This is a genomic window from Microbacterium sp. X-17 (assembly GCF_039615055.1).
Window position 1 is genome coordinate 366,323 of sequence record NZ_JBDHNI010000003.1, and the last position, 20,987, is coordinate 387,309.

At 70.6% G+C, this 20,987-nt stretch carries 18 protein-coding genes; 9 read left to right on the plus strand and 9 right to left on the minus strand.

Annotation, left to right across the window (positions count from 1 at the left end; genetic code table 11):
* The first annotated feature begins 4 nt into the window (after positions 1-4).
* Entirely contained in the window at positions 5-1,090 is a 1,086-nt protein-coding gene (locus ABCS02_RS16130; protein WP_345836681.1) for an NADH:flavin oxidoreductase/NADH oxidase, read from the plus strand.
* A gap of 19 nt (positions 1,091-1,109) precedes the next feature.
* Here ABCS02_RS16130 and ABCS02_RS16135 read toward each other — a convergent pair whose 3' ends face one another.
* The 3 genes from ABCS02_RS16135 to ABCS02_RS16145 all read right to left on the minus strand — a co-directional run bounded on the left by ABCS02_RS16135 (position 1,110) and on the right by ABCS02_RS16145 (position 3,935).
* Positions 1,110-1,496: a VOC family protein gene (locus ABCS02_RS16135; protein ID WP_345836682.1), complete on the minus strand. Its 387-nt coding sequence runs from the start codon at positions 1,494-1,496 to the stop codon at positions 1,110-1,112.
* Between the two features lie 73 nt (positions 1,497-1,569).
* The gene (locus ABCS02_RS16140) at positions 1,570-2,607 is read right to left on the minus strand and encodes a hemolysin family protein (protein WP_345836683.1); all 1,038 of its coding nucleotides are present in this window, start codon (positions 2,605-2,607) and stop codon (positions 1,570-1,572) included.
* Positions 2,604-3,935 (minus strand): hemolysin family protein, encoded by a 1,332-nt coding sequence (locus ABCS02_RS16145; protein ID WP_345836684.1) that lies wholly within the window; start codon positions 3,933-3,935, stop codon positions 2,604-2,606. Before ABCS02_RS16145 ends, ABCS02_RS16140 begins: the two co-directional genes overlap by 4 nt.
* Before the next feature lie 202 nt (positions 3,936-4,137).
* Here ABCS02_RS16145 and ABCS02_RS16150 point away from each other — a divergent pair, with 202 nt between their 5' ends.
* On the plus strand, positions 4,138-4,548 hold the full coding sequence (locus ABCS02_RS16150) for a hypothetical protein (protein WP_345836685.1): 411 nt from the start codon (positions 4,138-4,140) through the stop codon (positions 4,546-4,548).
* A gap of 73 nt (positions 4,549-4,621) precedes the next feature.
* On the opposite strand, the gene ABCS02_RS16155 is transcribed toward ABCS02_RS16150, so the two are convergent.
* Entirely contained in the window at positions 4,622-6,061 is a 1,440-nt protein-coding gene (locus ABCS02_RS16155; RefSeq protein WP_345836686.1) for a GuaB1 family IMP dehydrogenase-related protein, read from the minus strand.
* A gap of 135 nt (positions 6,062-6,196) precedes the next feature.
* Between ABCS02_RS16155 and ABCS02_RS16160 the strand changes: the two genes are divergently transcribed.
* Positions 6,197-10,066, plus strand: coding sequence for a multifunctional oxoglutarate decarboxylase/oxoglutarate dehydrogenase thiamine pyrophosphate-binding subunit/dihydrolipoyllysine-residue succinyltransferase subunit (locus ABCS02_RS16160; protein ID WP_345836687.1), 3,870 nt, complete (start codon positions 6,197-6,199; stop codon positions 10,064-10,066).
* Positions 10,067-10,160: 94 nt separating this feature from the next.
* On the opposite strand, the gene ABCS02_RS16165 is transcribed toward ABCS02_RS16160, so the two are convergent.
* Positions 10,161-10,565: an arsenate reductase ArsC gene (locus tag ABCS02_RS16165; RefSeq protein ID WP_345836688.1), complete on the minus strand. Its 405-nt coding sequence runs from the start codon at positions 10,563-10,565 to the stop codon at positions 10,161-10,163.
* Between the two features lie 216 nt (positions 10,566-10,781).
* On the opposite strand from ABCS02_RS16165, the gene ABCS02_RS16170 reads away from it, so the two are divergent.
* A complete protein-coding gene (locus ABCS02_RS16170; RefSeq protein WP_345836689.1) occupies positions 10,782-11,132 on the plus strand; it encodes a metalloregulator ArsR/SmtB family transcription factor in 351 nt (116 codons plus the stop codon).
* 7 nt (positions 11,133-11,139) lie between these two features.
* Here the strand turns inward: ABCS02_RS16170 and ABCS02_RS16175 are convergent, their stop codons facing one another.
* Entirely contained in the window at positions 11,140-12,246 is a 1,107-nt protein-coding gene (locus ABCS02_RS16175) for an epoxide hydrolase family protein (protein WP_345836690.1), read from the minus strand.
* Between the two features lie 37 nt (positions 12,247-12,283).
* Positions 12,284-14,641 carry an arylsulfatase gene (locus ABCS02_RS16180; RefSeq protein ID WP_345836691.1) on the minus strand — a complete coding sequence of 786 codons (2,358 nt, stop codon included), beginning with the start codon at positions 14,639-14,641 and terminating at the stop codon, positions 12,284-12,286.
* Positions 14,642-14,808: 167 nt separating this feature from the next.
* Here ABCS02_RS16180 and ABCS02_RS16185 point away from each other — a divergent pair, with 167 nt between their 5' ends.
* From ABCS02_RS16185 to ABCS02_RS16195, 3 genes are read left to right on the plus strand one after another with little or no spacing between them, the layout of a single operon-like run.
* Positions 14,809-16,206, plus strand: coding sequence for an MFS transporter (locus ABCS02_RS16185; RefSeq protein WP_345836692.1), 1,398 nt, complete (start codon positions 14,809-14,811; stop codon positions 16,204-16,206).
* A 58-nt stretch (positions 16,207-16,264) separates the two neighbouring features.
* Positions 16,265-16,681 carry a hypothetical protein gene (locus ABCS02_RS16190; RefSeq protein WP_345836693.1) on the plus strand — a complete coding sequence of 139 codons (417 nt, stop codon included), beginning with the start codon at positions 16,265-16,267 and terminating at the stop codon, positions 16,679-16,681.
* Entirely contained in the window at positions 16,678-17,457 is a 780-nt protein-coding gene (locus ABCS02_RS16195; RefSeq protein ID WP_345836694.1) for a VOC family protein, read from the plus strand. Before ABCS02_RS16190 ends, ABCS02_RS16195 begins: the two co-directional genes overlap by 4 nt.
* A gap of 19 nt (positions 17,458-17,476) precedes the next feature.
* Here the strand turns inward: ABCS02_RS16195 and ABCS02_RS16200 are convergent, their stop codons facing one another.
* On the minus strand, positions 17,477-17,722 hold the full coding sequence (locus ABCS02_RS16200; RefSeq protein WP_345836695.1) for a zf-HC2 domain-containing protein: 246 nt from the start codon (positions 17,720-17,722) through the stop codon (positions 17,477-17,479).
* Positions 17,719-18,327: a sigma-70 family RNA polymerase sigma factor gene (locus ABCS02_RS16205; protein ID WP_345836696.1), complete on the minus strand. Its 609-nt coding sequence runs from the start codon at positions 18,325-18,327 to the stop codon at positions 17,719-17,721. Before ABCS02_RS16205 ends, ABCS02_RS16200 begins: the two co-directional genes overlap by 4 nt.
* Before the next feature lie 160 nt (positions 18,328-18,487).
* Here ABCS02_RS16205 and aroA point away from each other — a divergent pair, with 160 nt between their 5' ends.
* Both aroA and rsgA read left to right on the plus strand, forming a co-directional pair.
* On the plus strand, positions 18,488-19,852 hold the full coding sequence (aroA, locus tag ABCS02_RS16210) for a 3-phosphoshikimate 1-carboxyvinyltransferase (protein ID WP_345836697.1): 1,365 nt from the start codon (positions 18,488-18,490) through the stop codon (positions 19,850-19,852).
* Positions 19,853-20,923: a ribosome small subunit-dependent GTPase A gene (rsgA, locus tag ABCS02_RS16215; protein WP_345836698.1), complete on the plus strand. Its 1,071-nt coding sequence runs from the start codon at positions 19,853-19,855 to the stop codon at positions 20,921-20,923.
* Positions 20,924-20,987: the final 64 nt, after the last annotated feature.

A 20,987-nucleotide genomic window follows, 5' to 3' on the forward strand; every position in this document is an offset into this window, starting at 1 on the left:
GAGTATGACTTCGCTCTTCGATCCGCTGACCCTGCGCGGCGTGACGGTCCGCAACCGCATCTGGACCTCCCCGATGTGCCAGTACTCGGTGCTCGACCACTCGGGCGTGCCGCAGACCTGGCAGCTCGTCCACCTGGGCTCGCTCGCGACGGGAGGCAGCGGCATCGTCTTCACGGAGGCGACGGCCGTCAGCGCGGAGGGCCGCATCTCGCCGCGCGACACCGGCATCTGGTCCGCCGAGCAGGCGGAGGCCTGGCGGCCGATCGTGGAGTTCGTCGCGTCGCAGGGCGCTGTACCCGCCATCCAGCTCGCGCACGCGGGCCGCAAGGCGTCGAGCTGGCCGGCCTGGGGCTTCGAGGACCGGCACGGCTCCGTCCCGGCCGAGGAGGGCGGCTGGAGCGCCGTCGCCCCCTCCCCGATCGCGTTCGGCGACCTGGCCGTGCCGCAGGAGCTCGACCTCGCCGGCATCGACACGATCGTCGCCGACTTCCGCGCAGCGGCCAGGCGGGCCGTCGACGTGGGCTTCCGCATCCTGGAGCTGCACGCCGCGCACGGTTACCTCCTGCACGAGTTCCTCTCCCCCCTCGCCAACCACCGCACCGACGAGTACGGCGGCTCGCTGGAGAACCGCGCGCGGCTGCTGCTGCGCGTCGTCGCCGCGGTGCGCGAGGAGATCGGCGACGACCTCCCGCTGTTCGTGCGGTTCTCCGGCAGCGACTGGACGCCGGGCGGCTGGGACGAGCAGCAGACCGCGACCGTCGCCGGCTGGTCACAGGAGGCCGGCGCCGACTTCTTCGACATCTCCTCCGGCGGCATCCAGACCGGCGTGCGCATCCCGCTCCAGCCCGGCTATCAGGTGCCGTTCGCCGAGCACGTCCGCAGCTCGGCCGAGGTGGACGTCAGCGCGGTCGGCCTCATCACGACGCCGCAGCAGGCGGCCGACATCGTGGAGGGCGGGAGCGCCGACGCGGTCATGCTGGCGCGCGAACTCCTGCGCGACCCGCACTTCCCGCTGCGGGCCGCCCACGAGCTCGGCGTCAGGATCGACTACTGGCCGCCGCAGTACCTGCGGGCGGTCTGGCGCGACTGAACGCGCTGCGAGATCCGAGCTACATCGGCGTGTTGGGCTGGGTCAGGCAGAGGTAGTTGCCCTCGCTGTCCTGGAACCAGGCCGACTTGCCCTCCTCGTCCGTCGCGACCCCGTTCTCCGTCTTGAGGCCGGGGAAGTCGTAGTCCGCGAACACGACTCCCCTGCCGCGCAGGTGCTCCATCTCGGCGGCGATGTCGTCCACCAGCCAGCACATGGCTGTGTTCTGCGCGGTGCCGGCGTTGGAGGTCTCGTAGACGAAGATCCAGGAGTCCCCGCCCGTGCGGTAGCGGACCCCCTGCTCGCTGGTGTCCTCCGGTTCGAGTTCGAGCTTGTCGCGGAACCACGCCGTGGCGCGCGCCAGGTCCGAAGCGGGAAGGACGGTGTACGTCTTGCTCGACGATAACATGAGAATTCCTCCTCTTCTTTCCGCGCGCATGCTACTCGCCGGTGGAGGCTTTGGCCCCCCTGAACAGAACGGTCTACAGCCGCCGCGTCGCGTCCTGCACTTCGCCGACCAGCTCCTCGATGATGTCCTCCAGGAACACCACGCCGGCGGTCGTACCCTCGCCGTCGACCGCGCGGGCCAGGTGGCTGCCGGTGCGGCGCATGCTCTCCAGCGCGTCCTCCAGGTCGGAGTCGATGAACACCGTGACCAGCCGGCGGATCCGCTTGACGGGCACCGGGAGGTCGAAGCCGGTCTCCTCCAGGTCGAGCACGTCCTTCAGGTGCAGGTAGCCGGTCGGCTCCCCGTCGGCGTCCGGCACGACGTAGCGCGAGAAGCCGTACTTGGCGACGGCCTTCTCCACGTCCGCGGGCGTCGGCTGAGGCGGCAGCGAGACCAGCGTCTCCGGCTTGACCATCGCGTCGCGCACCTTCTTCTCGGTGAACTCGAACGCGGCGGTCAGCGCGCCGATCCGGTCGGTCAGCAGGCCCTCGCGCGTCGACTGGCTCACGATCGTGGCGACCTCGTCGAGCGTGAAGGTGCTGGCCGCCTCATCCTTCGGCTCCACCCGGAACAGCCGGAGCACGGCGTTCGCGCTCGCGTTGAGCGCGACGATGATCGGGCGCACCGCGCGTCCGATGCCGACCAACGGGGGCGCGAGCAGCAGCGCGGCCCGGTCGGGCATCGAGAACGAGATGTTCTTCGGCACCATCTCGCCGAAGACCACATGCAGGAACGACACCAGCACCAGCGCGATGACGAACGCGACCGTGCCGATCACGTCCTCCGACCAGCCCGTCGCGTGCAGCGGAGCCTCCAGCAGGTGGTGGATGGCCGGCTCGGAGACGTTCAGGATCAGCAGCGAGCACACGGTGATGCCGAGCTGCGTGGTCGCGAGCATGAGGGTCGCGTGCTCCATCGCGTACAGCGCGGTCTTGGCGCTGCGCTTGCCGCGCTCCGCCAGTGGCTCGATCTGCGAGCGGCGAGCGGAGATGACCGCGAACTCGGCGCCGACGAAGAACGCGTTCACGAGGAGGAGCACCACCAGCCAGGCGATGCCGGCCCAGTCGCTCATGCGGCACCTCCCGTCGGCGGCTCGTCCGGATCGGGCGTGTAGCGGATCCGGTCGACCCTCCGCCCGTCCAGCCGCTCGACCCGCAGCGTGCCACCGTCGATCAGGACCTCGTCGCCGACCTTCGGGAGGCGGCCGAGCTCGTTCATCACGTAGCCGGCGACCGTCTCGTACGGGCCCTCCTCCGGAACGGTCACGCCCGCCTGCTCCCGCAGCTCGTCCGGGCGCAGGATGCCGGGGAAGGTGATGGAGTCGCGGCCGCGGACCACGCCGGCCCGCGTCCGGTCGTGCTCGTCGGCGACCTCGCCGACGATCTCCTCGACCAGGTCCTCCAGCGTCGCGATGCCGGAGGTGCCGCCGTACTCGTCCACGACGACCGCCATCTGGTAGCCGCGGCCGCGGAGCTCGCCGAGCAGGGTGTCGAGCGTCATCGTCTCCGGCACGCGCAGCGCCTCGGTCTGGAGTGCTGAGACGGGCACGCGCGCGCGGCGCTGGCGCGGGACGGCGACGGCCTGCTTGACGTGCACGAAGCCGACGACGTCGTCCACGTCCTCGTCCATGACGGGGAAGCGCGAGTAGCCGGTGCTGCGGGCGAGCCCGATCACGGTCTGCGCCGGGTCGGTGCGCTTGACGGCCTCCACCCGGGGCCGCGGCGTCATCACGTCGGACGCGGTGCGCGACGAGAACGCGAGCGTGCGGCTCAGCAGCGTGGCGGTGTCGGCCTCCAGCACGCCGGCGCTCGCCGACCGCCGCACGAGGGAGGACAGCTCGTCCGCGGTGCGCGCCGCCGACAGCTCCTCCTTCGGCTCGATGCCGAGCAGCCGCAGGAAGCCGTTGGCCGTGCCGTTGAGCACGAAGACGAACGGACGGAACACCATCGTGAACACGGTCTGGAACGGGATCACCAGCTTGGCCGTCGCGATCGGCAGCGCGAGCGCGAAGTTCTTGGGCACCAGCTCGCCGAGGATCATCGACAGCAGCGTCGCCACGGTGATCGCGACCACCGACGCGATCACCACGACCGCGCCGTCCGGGAGGCCGAGGGCGGTGAGCGGGTCGCGCAGCAGCGAGCTGATCGCAGGCTCCATCGTGTAACCGGTCAGCAGCGTCGTCAGCGTGATGCCGAGCTGGGCGCTGGAGAGGTGCGTGGAGGTGATCTTGAGGGCGGCGATCGTCATCGTCAGCCGCGACTCGCCGCGCTCGCGCCGCGCTTCGAGGTCGGCGCGGTCGAGGTTCACCAGGGCGAACTCGCTGGCGACGAAGAGGCCGGTGCCGACGGTCAGGAGGAGGCCGACTCCCAGCAGGAGCCACTCAGAGAGCACGGCGACCACCCCGCCCGGGCGGACTCATCGGTTGGAATGGGCTGGCAGAAGGAGGGTCGTCCATTTCCCGAGAAGTATAGCGGCGCGGACCGCCGAAATGCCGGGGGCCGGACCGTCGGCGCGATTCCCAGCGGACGCATCGGATCGCCATAGCGCGTCCGGAGCGGGCGGCGGCATCCTCACGGCAGAAGTCCACCGAGAGGAACGTCCCATGAGCACCACAGCCCCGAACCCCGGCCAGCCCTGGCAGCCGGACCCGCAGTACGGACAGCCGGCGCCGCAGTACGCGCCGCCCGCTCCGCACTACGCGCCGCAGGGCTCCGCGCCGCAGGGCTCCGCGCCGCAGTCGCACGGCAGCGTCCTCCACCGCTGGCCCAGCTGGGCGCAGAACACGGCCCTCGCGGTCGGCGCCGTCGCCGTGCTGGTGATCGTCTTCTTCGCCGGCTACTTCACCGCCCACGCCGTCGACGGCGGAGCGCGCGCCGGCTTCGGCACGAACCAGAACTTCACCCCGCGCCAGTTCGGCGGCAACGGCGGCTTCGGCGGCCAGTCCGGCAACGGCTTCGGCGGCCAGTCGGGTTCCGGAACCGGTTCGGGCACCGGTTCCGGCAACGGCCCCTGACCAACCGCCGAGTACGCGATAAGTCAGCCGAAAACCGCCGAGTACGCAGACAATTCGCGTACTCGGCGGTTGCTCACCAGCTGACGGGGAGGGCCTTGCCCTCCTCGTAGCCGGCAGCGGACTGGATGCCGACCAGGGCGCGGTCGTGGAACTCGGCCAGCGTGCGGGCGCCGGCGTAGGTGAAGGAGCTGCGCAGGCCGGTCGTGATCATGTCGAGGAGGTCCTCCACCGACGGCCGCAGCGGGTCGAGGTAGATGCGCGAGCTGGAGATGCCCTCGGCGAACAGCGTCTTGCGGGCCCGGTCGAACGCGTCGAGCCGCTCGAACCGGCCGGTGACCGCCTTGGTGGAGGCCATCCCCCAGCTCTCCTTGTAGAGCGCGCCGCGCTCGTCGCTCACGATCGCGCCCGGCGCCTCGATGGTGCCGGCGAACCAGGAGCCGATCATCACGGACGCACCGCCCGCCGCGAGCGCCAGCGCGACATCCCGCGGGTACCGCACGCCGCCGTCCGCCCAGACGTGCGCCCCGAGCTCGCGGGCGGTCGCGCTCGTCTCCAGCACGGCAGAGAACTGCGGCCGGCCGACAGCGGTCATCATGCGCGTGGTGCACATCGCGCCGGGACCGACGCCGACCTTGAGGATGTCCGCGCCCGCCGCGACCAGGTCGCGCACCGCCTGCTCCGTCACGACGTTGCCCGCGACGATCGGCAGGCCGAGCCCGAGCTTCTTGACGGTGTGGATGGCGCGGCGCATGCCGTCCTGGTCGCCGTGCGCGGTGTCGATCACCAGCACGTCGACGCCCGCCGCGGCGAGCGCCTTGGCCTTCGACGCGACGTCGCCGTTGATGCCGACGGCCGCGGCCACGCGCAGGCGGCCGTGGGCGTCGAGCGCCGGCGTGTAGATGGTGGAGCGCAGCGCGCTCGTGCGGCTCAGCGTGCCGACCACCCGGCCGTGCGAGAGCACCGGCGCGAAGGCGAGTCCGGCCGCGTCCATCACGTCGAACGCGGCCCGGCCGTCCGGCAGGTCGTCCGCGTCCAGCGAGGTGAGCGCTCCGTGCAGGAGGTCGCCGATCCGCGCGTCCGCCAGCGCAGACCCGAGCTGGACGGCCGCGAGGCAGCCGAGGTACTTCCCGGCGTCGTCGCTCACGACCACGCCGTGCCCCTCGACGGCCGGGACGCGCCGCAGCACGTCGGCCACGGTCTCCTCCGGCCGCGCCTCGTACGGGGTGTCGAACGCCACCGGCTGCGCCTTGACCCAGCGGATCGCCTCGTCCAGGTCCTGCAGGTGCATGTCCTGCGGGAGCACGCCGAGACCGCCGCGGCGGGCGAGCGTGGCGGCCAGCCGCTTGCCTGTCACCGAGTTCATGTTCGCGGACACGATCGGGATGGTCGCGCCCGTCCCGTCCTGCGGCGCGAGCGACACGTCGAGACGGCTCGTCACGTTGGATCGCGAGGGGACCAGGAAGACGTCCGAGTAGGTGAGGTCGTGCCGCGGTGTCGTCGCATAGAACTGCATGAGAATAACGGTATCCTCCCGGGCCGAACGCCCGCACCCGGTCGCGGATGGGATTAGGCTTGAACCTCGGATGGAACGGGTGGTCCAAGGCTGCCCGATCGTAACGAGATCAACGGAGAGAGTGGGCGATCGGCTGTGTCGAGCCAATTGACCGGAGTAGGAACCGACGACGGATCGTCGGGCGAGTTCGGAGCCAACGAGTGGCTCGTCGAGGAGCTGTACGAACAGTTCCTCCGGGACAGGAACTCGGTCGACAAGTCCTGGTGGCCGATCCTGGAGAACTACAAGCCGAGCGTGAAGGAGGGCCAGGCCTCGACTCCGAGCGAGACGCCCGCCCCGACCCCGGCCGAACCGGGCGTCCCCACCCCCAGCGAGCCGACCGTCCCGACGCCGACCGAGCCGACGGTCCCGACCCCTCCCGCGCAGCCCGCGACTCCGGCCCCGGCGCCCGGCGCCCCTGAGCAGCCCTCCGGTCCGTCCCAGTCGTCCGAGCCCAGCCCGGTGACGACCCCCATCCCGATCATCGGCGCCCAGCCGGTGGCGCGCACCACCTCGATCGCGCCGAAGCCGCAGCCGGTCCCGGCCGACGCGCCGGTCACCTCCCCCAACGCCACCGTCGAGGCGGCCGAGGAGGACAAGGTCACCCCGCTGCGCGGCATGGCGAAGTCGCTGGCCACCAACATGGACGCGTCGCTCACCGTCCCGACCGCGACCAGCGTGCGGACCATCCCCGCCAAGCTGATGATCGACAACCGCATCGTCATCAACAACCACCTCAAGCGCGCCCGTGGCGGCAAGGTGTCGTTCACCCACCTGATCGGCTGGGCGCTCATCCAGGCGCTCAAGGACTTCCCGAGCCAGAACGTCTACTACGAGGAGGTCGACGGCAAGCCCTCCGTCGTCGCCCCCGCGCACATCAACCTCGGCATCGCGATCGACCTCCCGAAGCCCGACGGCACCCGCGCCCTGCTCGTGCCGAGCATCAAGCGTGCGGACACGATGGCCTTCGGCGAGTACCTCGCCGCGTACGAGGATCTCGTCTCCAAGGCCCGCAACAACAAGCTGACCGCAGGCGACTTCGCCGGCACCACGATCTCGCTGACCAACCCGGGCGGCATCGGCACGGTCCACTCCGTCCCGCGCCTGATGAAGGGCCAGGGCGCCATCATCGGCGCCGGCGCGCTCGAATACCCGGCCGAGTTCCAGGGCTCCAGCGAGAAGACGCTGGCCGGGCTCGCGATCGGCAAGACCATCACTCTGACCAGCACCTACGACCACCGAGTCATCCAGGGCGCGGGCTCGGGCGAGTTCCTGAAGATCGTGCACGAGCTGCTGATCGGCAAGCGCAGCTTCTACGAGGACATCTTCGCCGAGCTGCGCATCCCCTACATCCCGATCCACTGGAACCCGGACATCTCGGTCGACCTGGCCAGCGCCGTCGACAAGACCGCCCGCGTCCAGGAGCTGATCAACTCCTACCGGGTGCGCGGCCACCTCATGGCCGACATCGACCCGCTGGAGTACGTCCAGCGCAGCCACCCGGACCTCGAGATCGAGAACCACGGCCTCACCTTCTGGGACCTCGACCGCGAGTTCGTCACCGGCGCGTTCGGCGGCGACAAGCGCAAGATGAAGCTGCGCGACATCCTCGGCGTGCTGCGCGACTCCTACTGCCGCACGGTCGGCGTCGAGTACATGCATATCCAGGACCCGGCCCAGCGCAAGTGGTTCCAGGACAAGCTGGAGCGCCCGTACGAGAAGCCGACCCACGACGAGCAGCTGCGCATCATGGGCAAGCTCAACGAGGCCGAGGCGTTCGAGACCTTCCTGCAGACCAAGTACGTCGGCCAGAAGCGGTTCAGCCTGGAGGGCGGCGAGTCCACCATCGCGCTGCTCGACACCATCCTGCAGGGCGCCGCCGAGGCCGGGATGGACGAGGCGGCGATCGGCATGGCCCACCGCGGCCGGCTCAACGTGCTCACCAACATCGCGGGCAAGACCTACGGTCAGATCTTCCGCGAGTTCGAGGGCACCCAGGACCCGCGCACCGTGCAGGGCTCCGGCGACGTCAAGTACCACCTCGGCACCGAGGGCACCTTCAAGGGCGCCGACGACGCCGAGATCCCGGTCTACCTCGCCGCGAACCCGTCACACCTGGAGGCCGTCGACGGCGTCCTGGAGGGCATCGTCCGCGCCAAGCAGGACCGCCGCCCCGCCGGCACCTTCCTCACCCTGCCGATCCTCGTCCACGGCGACGCGGCGATGGCCGGCCAGGGCATCGTGGTCGAGCAGATGCAGATGTCGCAGCTGCGGGCGTACCGCACGGGCGGCACCATCCACGTCAACATCAACAACCAGGTCGGCTTCACCACGCCTCCCGGCGAGGGCCGCACGTCGGTCTACTCGACGGACGTGTCGAAGACCATCCAGGCGCCGATCTTCCACGTGAACGGCGACGACCCGGAGGCCGTGGTGCGCGTCGCGCAGCTGGCGTTCGAGTACCGCCAGGAGTTCAAGCGCGACGTGGTTATCGACCTCATCGTGTACCGCCGCCGCGGCCACAACGAGGGCGACGACCCCTCGATGACGCAGCCGCTGATGTACAACCTCATCGAGGCCAAGCGCTCGGTCCGCCGCCTCTACACCGAGGCCCTCGTCGGCCGCGGCGACATCACCGAGGAGGAGTACCAGGCGGCGCACGCCGACTTCCAGGACCGCCTGGAGCGCGCCTTCATGGAGACGCACGCCGCGCAGACCAACTCGGTGCCGATCATCACGCAGGGCGAGGCCACGGCCGACCTGGAGCACCCGATCGCGCAGCAGGACGAGAACGACAACGTCGGCGAGCCGGACACCACGGCCGTCAGCGAGCAGGTCATCTCGCTCATCGGCGACGCGTTCAACAACCCGCCCGCGGGCTTCACCGTGCACCCGAAGCTGCAGCAGCTCCTCAACAAGCGCAGCGACATGAGCCGCAACGGCGGCATCGACTGGGGCTTCGGCGAGCTGCTGGCGCTCGGCAGCGTGCTGCTGGAGGGCACCCCGGTGCGCCTCGTCGGCCAGGACTCGCGCCGCGGCACGTTCGTCCAGCGCCACGCCGTCCTCCACGACCGCATGAACGGCCAGGAGTGGCTGCCGCTGGCGAACCTCAGCGACAACCAGGCGAAGTTCTGGATCTACGACTCGCTGCTGAGCGAGTACGCGGCGATGGGCTTCGAGTACGGCTACTCGGTCGAGCGGGCCGACGCGCTCGTGCTCTGGGAGGCCCAGTTCGGCGACTTCGCCAACGGCGCCCAGATCATCATCGACGAGTTCATCACCTCGGCCGAGCAGAAGTGGGGCCAGCGCTCGTCGCTCGTGCTCCTCCTCCCGCACGGCTACGAGGGGCAGGGGCCGGACCACTCCAGCGCCCGCATCGAGCGCTACCTGCAGCTGTGCGCCGAGAACAACATGACCGTCGCGCGCCCGTCGACCCCGGCGTCGTACTTCCACCTGCTGCGCCGCCAGGCCTACGCCAGGCCGCGCCGTCCGCTCGTGGTGTTCACGCCGAAGGCGATGCTGCGCCTGCGCGGCGCGTCCAGCGATGTCGCCGACTTCACGAACGGCAAGTTCGAGCCGGTCATCGACGACGCGCGGATCACCGACAAGGCGGCGGTCAAGCGCGTGCTGTTCATGGCGGGCAAGCTCTACCACGACCTCGCGAACGAGCTGGAGAAGAACCCGAACCCGGAGATCGCGCTGGTGCGCGTGGAGCAGTTCTACCCGCTCCCCGGCCAGGAGCTGAAGGCCGTGGCCGACTCCTACCCGAACGCCGAGCTGGTGTGGACGCAGGACGAGCCGGAGAACCAGGGCGCCTGGCCGTTCATCATCCTGGAGACCTCCAAGCTGGGCCCGCGCCCGATCGGCGTCATCTCGCGCCCCGCGTCGGCGTCGCCCGCCGCGGGCTCCGCGAAGCGCCACGCGCAGGAGCAGTCGCTGCTGATCCAGCGCGCGCTGACGCTCTAGCCTCGCGTCGACAACGGAGGAGCCGCGGCCCGTTTCGGGCCGCGGCTCCTCCGTTTCCTGCTTTTTCCGGTCGCGCCGGCCTTGATCTCCTCCGTCAGCCGCGCAGCTCCGCGACCAGTGCTTCCACGCGCTGCTTGATCTCATCCCGGATCGGCCGCACCTCTTCGATCGGCCGCCCCGCCGGATCGGTCAGGTCCCAGTCCTCGTACCGCTTGCCCGGGAAGATCGGGCAGGTGTCGCCGCAGCCCATCGTGATGACGACGTCCGACTCCTTCACCGCGTCGGTGGTGAGGATCGCCGGAGTGTTCCCGGCGATGTCGATGCCCTCCTCGGCCATCGCCTGCACCGCGATCGGGTTGAGGCGGTCCGCGGGCTCGGAGCCGGCGGAGAGCACCCGCACGCGGTCTCCGCCGAGGGCGCTCAGGTAGCCCGCGGCCATCTGCGAGCGGCCGGCGTTGTGGACGCAGACGAAGAGGACGGTGGGGGTGGTGTCGGTCATCCGGTTCTCCAGGTTCGGGGGTGGTGGGCCGCCGCGCGGGCGACGGCCCGGTGGTGTCAGCAGCAGTCCGGCGGGCAGGAGCCGTCCGGCAGCGGCTGGCATTCGGTCGTGTCGCAGCAACCCATGTTCATTCTCCCTTCTCCATCGACGGTTGTCGATGAACCAAGGATGAACAACTACATTGACGTTTGTCAATGTATCGAGGAAGATCGGACTATGGCGATCACCGAGCTCCTCCCCCTGCGCGACCTCCAAGCGTGCTGCGCGCCGATCACGAAAGAGGTGATCAGCGAGGAGAACGCCGTCTCGGTCGCCCGGGCGATGAAGGCGCTGGCCGATCCGGCGCGGCTCCGGCTGCTCTCGATGGTCGCGGCTCACGAGGACGGCGAGGCCTGCGTGTGCGACCTGACCGAACCGCTCGACCTCTCCCAGCCCACGGTGTCCCACCACCTCAAGATCCTGGCGGATGCCGGCTACCTCAGCCGCAGCAAGCGCGGCACCTGGGCGTACTACCGGATCGTCCCCGGCTCGCTCGACATCGTCTCGTCGTTCCTAACCTCGGTCTGACGCCCCATCATCCGTCGCCGCGCAGCCGCGCGTGGAAGCCGCGGATCGCGTCCGCAGCGGCCTCCGGGTGCTCGAACCCGGCGAAATGTCCTCCCGCCGGCGCCGGCACGAACTCGCGCAGCCCGGGCGCGGCCCGCTCCGCCAGTGTGCGCGGGAAGCCGGCGAACCCCGGCTCACGCCCGAGGTAGACCCCCACCGGCGCCGCGATCGGCGGCCGGGGCGGGTTCTGCCCGTAGTCGTAGTACTGCTGGAAGGACGTCCCGATGCTCTCCGTCGTCCAGTACAGCGTCGCGATCGTGTAGAGGATGCCGGAGTCGACCACGCGCTGCCAGGCGCCGTCCTCCCGGTCGTCGATCCAGTCGTGCCACTTGTCGGCGATCCAGGCCAGCAGCCCGGCCGGGGAGTCGTTCAGCGCCGCCGCGATGGTGTCGGGACGCGTGAGCATGATCTCGCTGTAGCCGCCGTCCAGCCGGTCGTACTCGTCCAGCGCGGCGAGGTAGCGGGCCTCGTCATCGTCCACCGGGTCGCCCTCCGGGAACGGGCCGCTCAGCAGCTGGATGCCGACCAGGCTGTCCGGGTGGTCGACGCCGAGCCAGGTGGAGGCTCCCCCGCCGATGTCGCCGCCGAACGTCGCGTAGCGCTCGAAGCCGAGCGCCTCGGTCATCAGCCCGTGCAGCGCGTCGGCGATCGCGCGCCGGGTCAGCGGCGGCTCCAGCGCCTCGGAGAACACGAACCCGGGCAGCGACGGGACGATCACGTCGAACGACTCCGAGAGCAGGCTCGCGAGCGGGAGGTACTCGGCGAACGCGCTCGGCCAGCCGTGCAGGAGCAGAAGCGGGGTGTGCGGCCCCGGCCCTGTGCCGCGCACGCGCGCGAAGTGCAGGCGGTGACCGGCGACGGTGGCGACGTGCTGCTCCACCGCGTTCAGCCGCTCCTCCTCGGCGCGCCAGTCGAACGCCAGCCAGCCGTCGACCAGCGCACGCAGCTCCTCCCCGCCGGGGCCGCCCTCCCAGCTGGACCGGGGCGAGCGCAGGTAGCGGGTGCGGGCGAGGCGGCCCCTCAGGTCTGCGAGGACGTCGTCGGGCACCTGGATACGGAAGTCGTCGATGGCCATGCGGCCACCGTAGCGGGAGCGCCCGACTGCCGGCCCGCTACTCCCGCGCGAGCATCGCGGCCGCCTGCCGTTCCAGGTCGAGGTACGGGTCGCCGCTGACATCCACGACCACGCGGTGCAGCGTGCCGCCCGTGAACCGGAACGGCCGCTCGCCCGGGTAGTCGTCGGTCACCGGCTCGCCGCCGTCGTACCCGACGCAGAGGCCCTCCCCACTCAGCGAGAAGTAGCCGGGCTGCGTCTTGATGCGGCCCTCGCCCACCTTGCGGTCGCCGTAGTACAGGCTCAGGCTGCCGGTCGCCAGGCCGGGCGCCTCCTCGCCGTCCTTCTCGAACGCGGCCGACAGGATGAGGTTCTCGCCGGTAGGGACGTCCTCGGTCGCGTCGATGCGCTGCTCCAGGCTGCCGACGAAGTTGTAGACGTAGTGCAGCCTCCCGTCCTTGAGGTAGAGGGTGTGGCCGCCGAACCGCGCGCCGTGGGCGAAGAGCACCCCCTGGGCTCCCGGAGCCGGCAGGTCCACGAGCGCACCGATCGCGTACGACCGGTTGCGGATGTTGACGGCCTGCGCCTCCGGGATCTCCGCCCCGCCCACCCGGTAGACGTAGCGGTCGCGCGGGCTCGTCAGCGTCGGGCGCGGTGTCAGCAGGATCTCGATCGCCGAGCGGTCGTCCAGCGGGAATCCCTGGTTGGCTCCGGCCTCCGCGAACCACAGGTTGACCAGCTCCCGCACCTTGTCCGGGTGCTCGGCGGCCAGGTCGTGGAGCTCCGAGCGGTCGACGTCGGTGTGGTACAACTCCCAGGTGTCGTCGTTGAACCGGCTCCAGCCGCTGAGCACCGGGTGGTTCGACACCGCCTTCCAGCCGTCGTGCCAGATCGAGCGGGAGCCGAGCATCGCGTAGAACTGGGTCCGCCGCGTCGTGGGCTCGTCGGCGTCCGCGACGGCCGAACGCATGCTCACCCCGTCCATCCGGGACTGCACGTGGCCGCCGATCTGCTCGGGGACCTCCACCTCCAGCAGGTCGAGGATGGTCGGCACGATGTCGACCGCGTGGTGGTACTGGTGCCGCAGCTCGCCGCCGTGGCCGAGTCTCTTCGGCCAGGAGATGATGCAGGGGTCGGCCGTCCCGCCGTTGTAGTCGTAGCGCTTCCACATCTTGAACGGGGTGTTGAAGGCCATCGCCCAGCCGTTCGGGTAGTGGTTGTAGGTCTTCGGTCCGCCGAGCTCGTCCAGCATGGCGAGGTTCTCCTCCAGGCTGTCCGGGATGCCGTTGAAGAACTTGTTCTCGTTGACCGAGCCCTCCGGGCCGCCCTCGCCGCTCGCGCCGTTGTCGGAGACCAGCACGATCAGGGTGTCGTCGAGGATGTCCGACGCCTCCAGGTAGTCGAGCAGCCGGCCGATCTGGTCGTCGGCGTGGGCGAGGAAGCCGGCGTAAACCTCCGCCATGCGCGCGTAGAGCCGCTTCTCGTCGTCGCCGAGCGAGTCCCACGGCTTGGTCACGTCCAGCGCCGGGAACGGCTGCCCGTCGGGACCGCTGCGGGTCTCCGGCGTGCCGATCGGGTTGATCGGCGGCAGCTCGGTGCCCTCCGGTACCAGCCCGAGCGCGATCTGCCGCTGCAGGATCTCCTCCCGGATCGCCTCGTAGCCGCCGTCGAAGCGCCCGGCGAACTTCTCGATCCACTCCTTCGGCGCGTGGTGGGGCGCGTGCGCGGCGCCGGGCGCGTAGTAGAGGAAGAACGGCTTGTCCGGCGCGAGCGCCTTCGCGTCGCCGATGAACTGGATGGCCTTGTCCGTGAGGTCGACGGTGAGGTGGTAGCCCTCCTCCGGCGAGGCCGGCTGGTGGACGGGGTGGTTGTCGTAGACGAGGTCCGGGTACCACTGGTTCACCTCGGCGCCGAGGAAGCCGTAGAACCGCTCGAAGCCGCGCCCGGTCGGCCAGTTGCGCCGGGTGGAGGCGAGGTTCATCTCGTCCGACGGGCACAGGTGCCACTTGCCGACGATGTAGGTGTTCCAGCCCTGCTCCCCGAGGATCTGCGAGATCATCCCGTTCTCCTGCGGGATGGTGCCGCTCGCGTTCGGGAAGCCGGTGGCGGCCTCCGTGATGCACGCCATCGAGTTGCGGGTGTGGTTGCGCCCGGTCAGCAGGGCGGAGCGCGTCGGCGAGCACAGCGCGGTCGTGTGCCACTGTGTGAACCGCACGCCGGAGTCGGCGAGACGGTCGATGTTGGGCGTGTCGATCGGGCCGCCGTAGCAGCTCATCGCCGAGAACCCGACGTCGTCCAGCACGATGAGGACGACGTTGGGCGAGCCGTCCGGTGCTTTCGGCGCCTCGAACGGCGCCCAGTCGGGCTCCGAGTCGCGGATGTCCAGGTCGATCCGGCCTCGGAACGGTGCAGGCATGATGTCCCCTCTCGGCTCCGGCCGGCCGACACCGAGCGGCGCCGGCGACCCCGGACGGCCGCACCCTAACCCGGTCCTTCCGGCGGCGGCAACCCCGATTGCACCGGCCGATCCCGGCGCAGTAGCATCCGGCCGAAGCAGCGAACGAGCAGACCCCGGGAGCCGACATGACCGGAACGACCGCAGCGGCCTCGCAGGCCACCATCCGCCGCATCATCGCACCGCTGGCGCTGGCGCAGTTCATCTGCAGCTTCGCCGGCTCGAACATGAACGTGATGATCAACGACATGTCGCGCGATCTGGGCACGACGGTCCAGGGCATCCAGATCAGCATCACGCTGTTCCTGCTCACGATGGCGGCCCTGATGATCCCGATGGGCAAGCTGACCGACAACATCGGCCGCAAGCGGAGCTTCGTCATCGGGCTGATCGTCTACGGGGTCGGCGCGCTCGTCACGGCGTTCGCGCCGGGCCTGTGGGCCGTGATCCTGGGCAACTCGCTGCTGGAGGGCATCGGCACGGCCATGCTCATCCCGCCGGTCTACATCCTCACCACGATCTGCCTGCCGGACATCCCGACCCGCGCGGTCGCGTTCGGCATCATCAGCGGGATGGGCGGGGTCGGCGCCGCGGCGGGCCCGCTCATCGGCGGACTGATCACGACCGGGATCAGCTGGCGGGCGGCGTTCGTCTTCCAGGCGCTCGTGATCGTGGTGATCCTGCTGCTGAGCCGGTCGCTCACCGACCCGCTGCCCGCCGACCCGTCGCGGCCGTTCGACACCGTGGGGGCGATCCTGTCGGCGCTGGGCCTGTTCGTGCTGGTGATGGGGATCCTCGCCGCCGACACGAGCGTGCCGCTGATGATCGTGCTCGTGCTCGCCGGGGTCGCGATCCTGGTGGGGTTCTTCCTCTGGGTGCGCCGGCGCGAGCGGACCGGGAAGGCGCCGCTGCTGTCCACGAGCCTGTTCCGGGTGCGGGTGTCGAACCTCGCGCTGATCACCCAGAACCTGCAGTGGGTCATCCTGATGGGGACCTCGTTCACGGTGTCGGCGTACCTCCAGGTGGTGCGCGGCTACAACGCCATCCAGACCGGCGTGATCTTCACCGCGGCGACGGTCGGGCTGCTCCTGACCTCCCTGCTCGCCGGGAGGCTGGCGCGCCGGTTCTCGCAGCGCGGGCTGATCGTCACCGGCTTCGTGCTCTGCGTGCCGGGGGTGGTCCTGCTCATCTGGCTCGCGGCGGGGACCACGGGAGGCTGGCCGTTCGTGCCCGGGCTGTTCCTGATCGGCGCCGGCCTCGGCCTCATGCTGACGCCATCGGTGAACGTGGTGCAGTCGGCGTTCCCCGAGCGGGTCCAGGGCGAGATCTCCGGGCTCTCGCGCAGCGTCTCCAACCTCGGCTCGACCTTCGGCACCGCGATCGCCGGCACCATCCTGGTGGCGAACCTGCAGCGCGGAGGCGAGGCGTACGGCATCGCGATGGCGGTGGTCGCCGTGCTCGGGGCGACAGGGCTGATCGCGGCGCTGCTGCTGCCGCGCACGGCCGCGGAGCCTGCCACCGCCTGAACGGCATTGTCGCGGCGACGAGCGTCGTTGTACCGTGTGGCCGACCGGGGAGGCTGCCATGAGCGACGAACGACAGACCGCGTGGATCGGCTGGGGCTGGTTCGCCGCCATCGTGATCCTGATCAGCGGCGCGATCGAGATCCTGTTCGGGATCCTCGCGATCCTCCTGCCCGCGAGCCAGTACTTCACGACCAGCGAGGGCACGACGGTCTACTACGTCTCGCTGTGGGGGTGGTGGCACCTCCTGATCGGCATGGTGCTCGTCGCCGCGGGAATCGCACTGGCGAACGGTCGCACCTGGGCGCGGGTCTTCGCGGTGATCGTGGTCGCCGTCAACGCCGTGAGCCAGTTGCTGTCGCTTCCGGCGCAGCCGTGGTGGTCGATCATCGTGTTCGCGCTCGACCTCGTCGTCATCTACGCGATCACCGTGCACGGTCGCGAGCTGCGCGCGTACGGGCGTAGGTTGACGCCATGACCGTCGTGACCACGCACCGCCTGGGTGAGCCCTGCTGGGTGGACTACGCCGCCACCGACCTCCCGCGCGCCCAGGAGTTCTACACGTCGCTGTTCGGCTGGACCGCGGAGACCGGCGGCGGCGAGTACGGCGGCTACGTGACCTTCCGCCGCGACGGGCACCTCGTCGCCGGGATGGGCGAGGCGATGGAGGGCCAACGGCCGAACGCGTGGCTGACCTATCTGCTCGTCGAGGACGCCTCGGCCGGCGAGCGGGCCTCCGCGAATGCCGGGGCGCAGGTGCTCTCCCCCACGATGGCGGTCGGCGACCAGGGCAGGCTCGCCGTCGTGGCCGACCCCGGCGGAGCGGTCGTCGGGCTCTGGGAGCCGGAGCAGCACCGCGGCTTCGAGCTCGTGGCCGAGGTGGGCGGGCTGTCCTGGCACGAGCTGTACGCGCGCAGTTACGCCGAGCAAGTCGAGTTCTACAAGCGCGTGTTCGGCTGGAGGACGACCGTTCTCGGCGACACCGCGGACTTCCGCTACGAGACCTTCGGCGACCCCGACTCACCGAGCGGCGGGGTGTTCGACGCGGACGGGATGCTGCCGCCGGATGTCCCGTCGCACTGGGTCGTGTACTTCGGCGTCCAGGACGCGGCGGCGGCCGTCGCCCGCGTGGTCGAGCTCGGCGGCACGGCTATCCGCGACCCCTGGGACAGCGAGTTCGGGCGGTTCGCGCAGGTCACCGACCCGCTGGGCGGGCTGTTCTTCCTGCACGAGGTGCCGAGGTCGATCGCCTGAGCTCAGCCCCTGAGCGCCCTCAGTGCACCGACGCCTGGAACGACCGGATGCGCAGCAGCACCTCGGTCCGCAGCGTCTCCGGCGCCGTCTCCTTGCACGCGCGCTGCACCACCTCGGTGAGCACGACGTTCAGGTGCGCCTCGCTGGAGCAGCCGTCGCAGTTCGCGAGGTGCTCGCGCACGTCTGCAGCATCCTCGTTGCAGAGCTCGTTGCGCAGGTACTCCTCGAGTTCGGCTTTCGCCTTGTCACAGCCGCAGTCGGTCATTTCGTTCTCCTGGTGGTCTGCACGGCCGGGCTCTGGACCGCTGAGAGCCCGCGTTCGTGCGCGTAGTCGGTCAGAAGCTCCCGGAGCATCCGGCGGCCGCGGTGGAGGCGGCTCATGACGGTGCCGATCGGGGTCTTCATGATGTCGGCGATCTCCTGGTAGGAGAATCCCTCGACATCGGCGAGATAGACGGCCAGCCGGAAGTCCTCCGGGATGGCCTGCAGCGCGTCCTTGACGGCACTGTCGGGCAGGTGGTCGATCGCCTCCGCCTCGGCCGAGCGGCTGGAGGATGCGGTGGTCGACTCCGCGCCTCCGAGCTGCCAGTCCTCGAGCTCGTCGATCGTCCCCTGATACGGCTCGCGCTGCTTCTTGCGATAGGTGTTGATGAACGTGTTGGTGAGGATGCGGTACAGCCACGCCTTCAGGTTCGTGCCCTGCTGGAACTGCGCGAAGGCGGCATACGCCTTGACGTACGTCTCCTGGACCAGGTCTTGGGCGTCCGCCGGGTTGCGCGTCATGCGCAGGGCGGCCGCGTAGAGCTGGTCCATGAAGGGAAGCGCCTGCTCTTCGAACAGTGCGCCCTTGTCCTCGGTTTCGGTGCTCATCAGGGGCCAGTCTAGTTGCGACGACCGCCGAGCGACCCGGCGGGAGGGCCGGACCCTCGACGGCGCCAGCGCACGGGTGCGCGGGGCGTCGAGGACAGCGCTGGCTGCGGGCACGGGCCGGTCCTTCCTTCGGGCTCGATCACGGATACCCTTGACAACAATGCTCATCTCGAAATATTCCGCCCCCGACTTCGATCCGTACGGCGACAACCGCGCCGAGGAGCCGAACACGCTGTGGCCTGCGCCCGTCGCAGGCGGCCCCGTCACGGCCTCCGTCTCGCTGCCCGGCTCCAAGTCGCTGACCGCCCGCGAGCTGGTGCTCTCCGCCCTCGCCGACGGCCCCTCGCTGCTGCGCGCGCCGCTGCACTCCCGCGACACCGCGAACATGGTGGAGGCGCTGCGCGCGCTCGGCGTCTCCATCGTCGAGCAGCCGGGCGAGAGCGAGTTCGGCAGCGACTTCCTGATCACGCCGGCGGAGGAGCTGCTCGGCAGCACCACCATCGAGTGCGGCCAGGCGGGAACGGTCATGCGCTTCGTGCCGCCGCTCGCCGGCCTCGCGCTCGGGCCGACCATGTTCGACGCCGACGACTCGGCGCGCGGCCGGCCGATGGGCGCGATCATCGCGGCGCTGCGCGCGCTCGGCGTCGACGTGAACGACGACGGCCGCGGCGCCCTCCCGTTCACCGTCCACGGCACCGGGACGGTCCAGGGCGGCGCCATCGGGATCGACGCGTCCAGCTCCAGCCAGTTCGTCAGCGCGCTGCTGCTGTCGGGGAGCCGGTTCGAGGAGGGTCTCGACCTGACGCACTCCGGCGAGCGCCTCCCGAGCCTCCCGCACATCGAGATGACCATCGCGGCCCTCGCCGCGCGCGACGTGCCGGTGGAGTCGCCGGAGGTCGGGCGCTGGATCGTCCGGCCCGGCGCCATCGGCGCGCGTGACGTCGACATCGAGCCCGACCTGTCCAACGCGGCCCCGTTCCTGGCGGCCGCTGTCGTCACCGGCGGCTCCGTCACCATCACCGGCTGGCCCGAGTCGACCACCCAGGTGGGCGCCGACCTCGCCGACCTGCTGCCGCTGTTCGGCGCGACCGTGACGAAGGACGGCGACCGCCTCACCGTGACCGGCCCGGAGCGCATCCGGCCGGTCTCGATCGACCTCTCCACCGGCGGCGAGCTGGTCCCGGCGATCGCGGCCATCGCGGCGTTCGCCGACGGCCCGAGCGAGATCACCGGCATCGGCCACATCCGCCACCACGAGACCGACCGGCTCGCTGCCCTCGCGGCCGAGCTCAACGGCCTCGGCGGCGCCGTGACCGAGCTGGAGGACGGACTCCGCATCGAGCCGCGCCCGCTGACCGGCGGCGTCTGGCGCAGCTACGAGGACCACCGGATGGCGACCACCGGCGCGATCGTCGGCCTGGTCGTCCCCGGCGTGGAGATCGAGAACATCGCGACGACCGCCAAGACCCTGCCGCAGTTCCCGCAGCTCTGGACCCGGATGCTGGCCGAAGGCGCGGCGGCGTAGATGTCGTGGTGGTCGGATGACGACGACGAGGACGACGAGTACGACCTCTACGACGAGTCGGCCATCCGCTCCCGGCCGAACCCCAAGGGGAACCGTCCGCGCACCAAGACCCGGCCGGAGCACGCCGACGCGGAGATCGCGCGCGTCCTCGGCGTGGACCGCGGCCGTTACACCGTGCTGCTGAACGAGGACACCGCCGACGAGCGCCAGGTCACCGCGGCACGCGCGAGCGAGCTGAGGCGCAAGCCGATCGTGACCGGCGACCGCGTGGCCGTCGTCGGCGACACCACCGGCGAGGAGGGCACGCTCGCCCGCATCGTGCGCATCGAGCCGCGCTCCACCCTGCTGCGCCGCAGCGCGGACGACACCGACGAGGTCGAGCGCGTCATCGTCGCCAACGCCGACCAGATGCTCATCGTGGTGGCCGCGGCGAACCCCGAGCCGCGCACCCGGCTGGTCGACCGTTACCTGGTCGCCGCGTACGACGCGGGGATCGAGCCGATGCTGTGCGTCACCAAGATCGACCTCGCCGACCCCGCGCCGTTCCTGGAGAACTTCGCCGGGCTCGACCTCCCGGTGTTCACGAGCCGGGAGGACCACATCCCGGTGGACGAGATCAAGGCGGCGCTCGTCGGTCACGACACCGTGGTGGTCGGCCACTCCGGCGTCGGCAAGTCCACCCTGGTGAACGCGATGGTGCCGGGCGCCAAGCGCGCGACCGGCCATGTCAACGAGGTGACCGGGCGCGGACGGCACACGTCGTCCTCGACGGTGTCGCTGCGGGTGGAGAACGCGGACGGCCACGGCTGGGTCATCGACACCCCCGGCGTGCGGTCGTTCGGGCTCGGCCACGTGGACACCGCGAGCATCCTGAAGGCGTTCACCGACCTGGCCGCGATCGCCGAGGACTGCCCGCGCGGCTGCACGCACCTCCCGGACGCGCCGGACTGCGCGATCATCGAGGCCGTCGAGGAGGGCCGGCTCGGCGAGACCGGCCGCGCCCGCCTCGACTCGCTGCAGCGGCTCCTCGCCACCTTCGCCCCCGCCCACCAGGCGCCGAAGGGCACGTAAACGCCCTCAAAACGACGTTTTAGGGGCGTTTACGTGCCCCTCGGCGGGAGGCGGCAGAATGGGG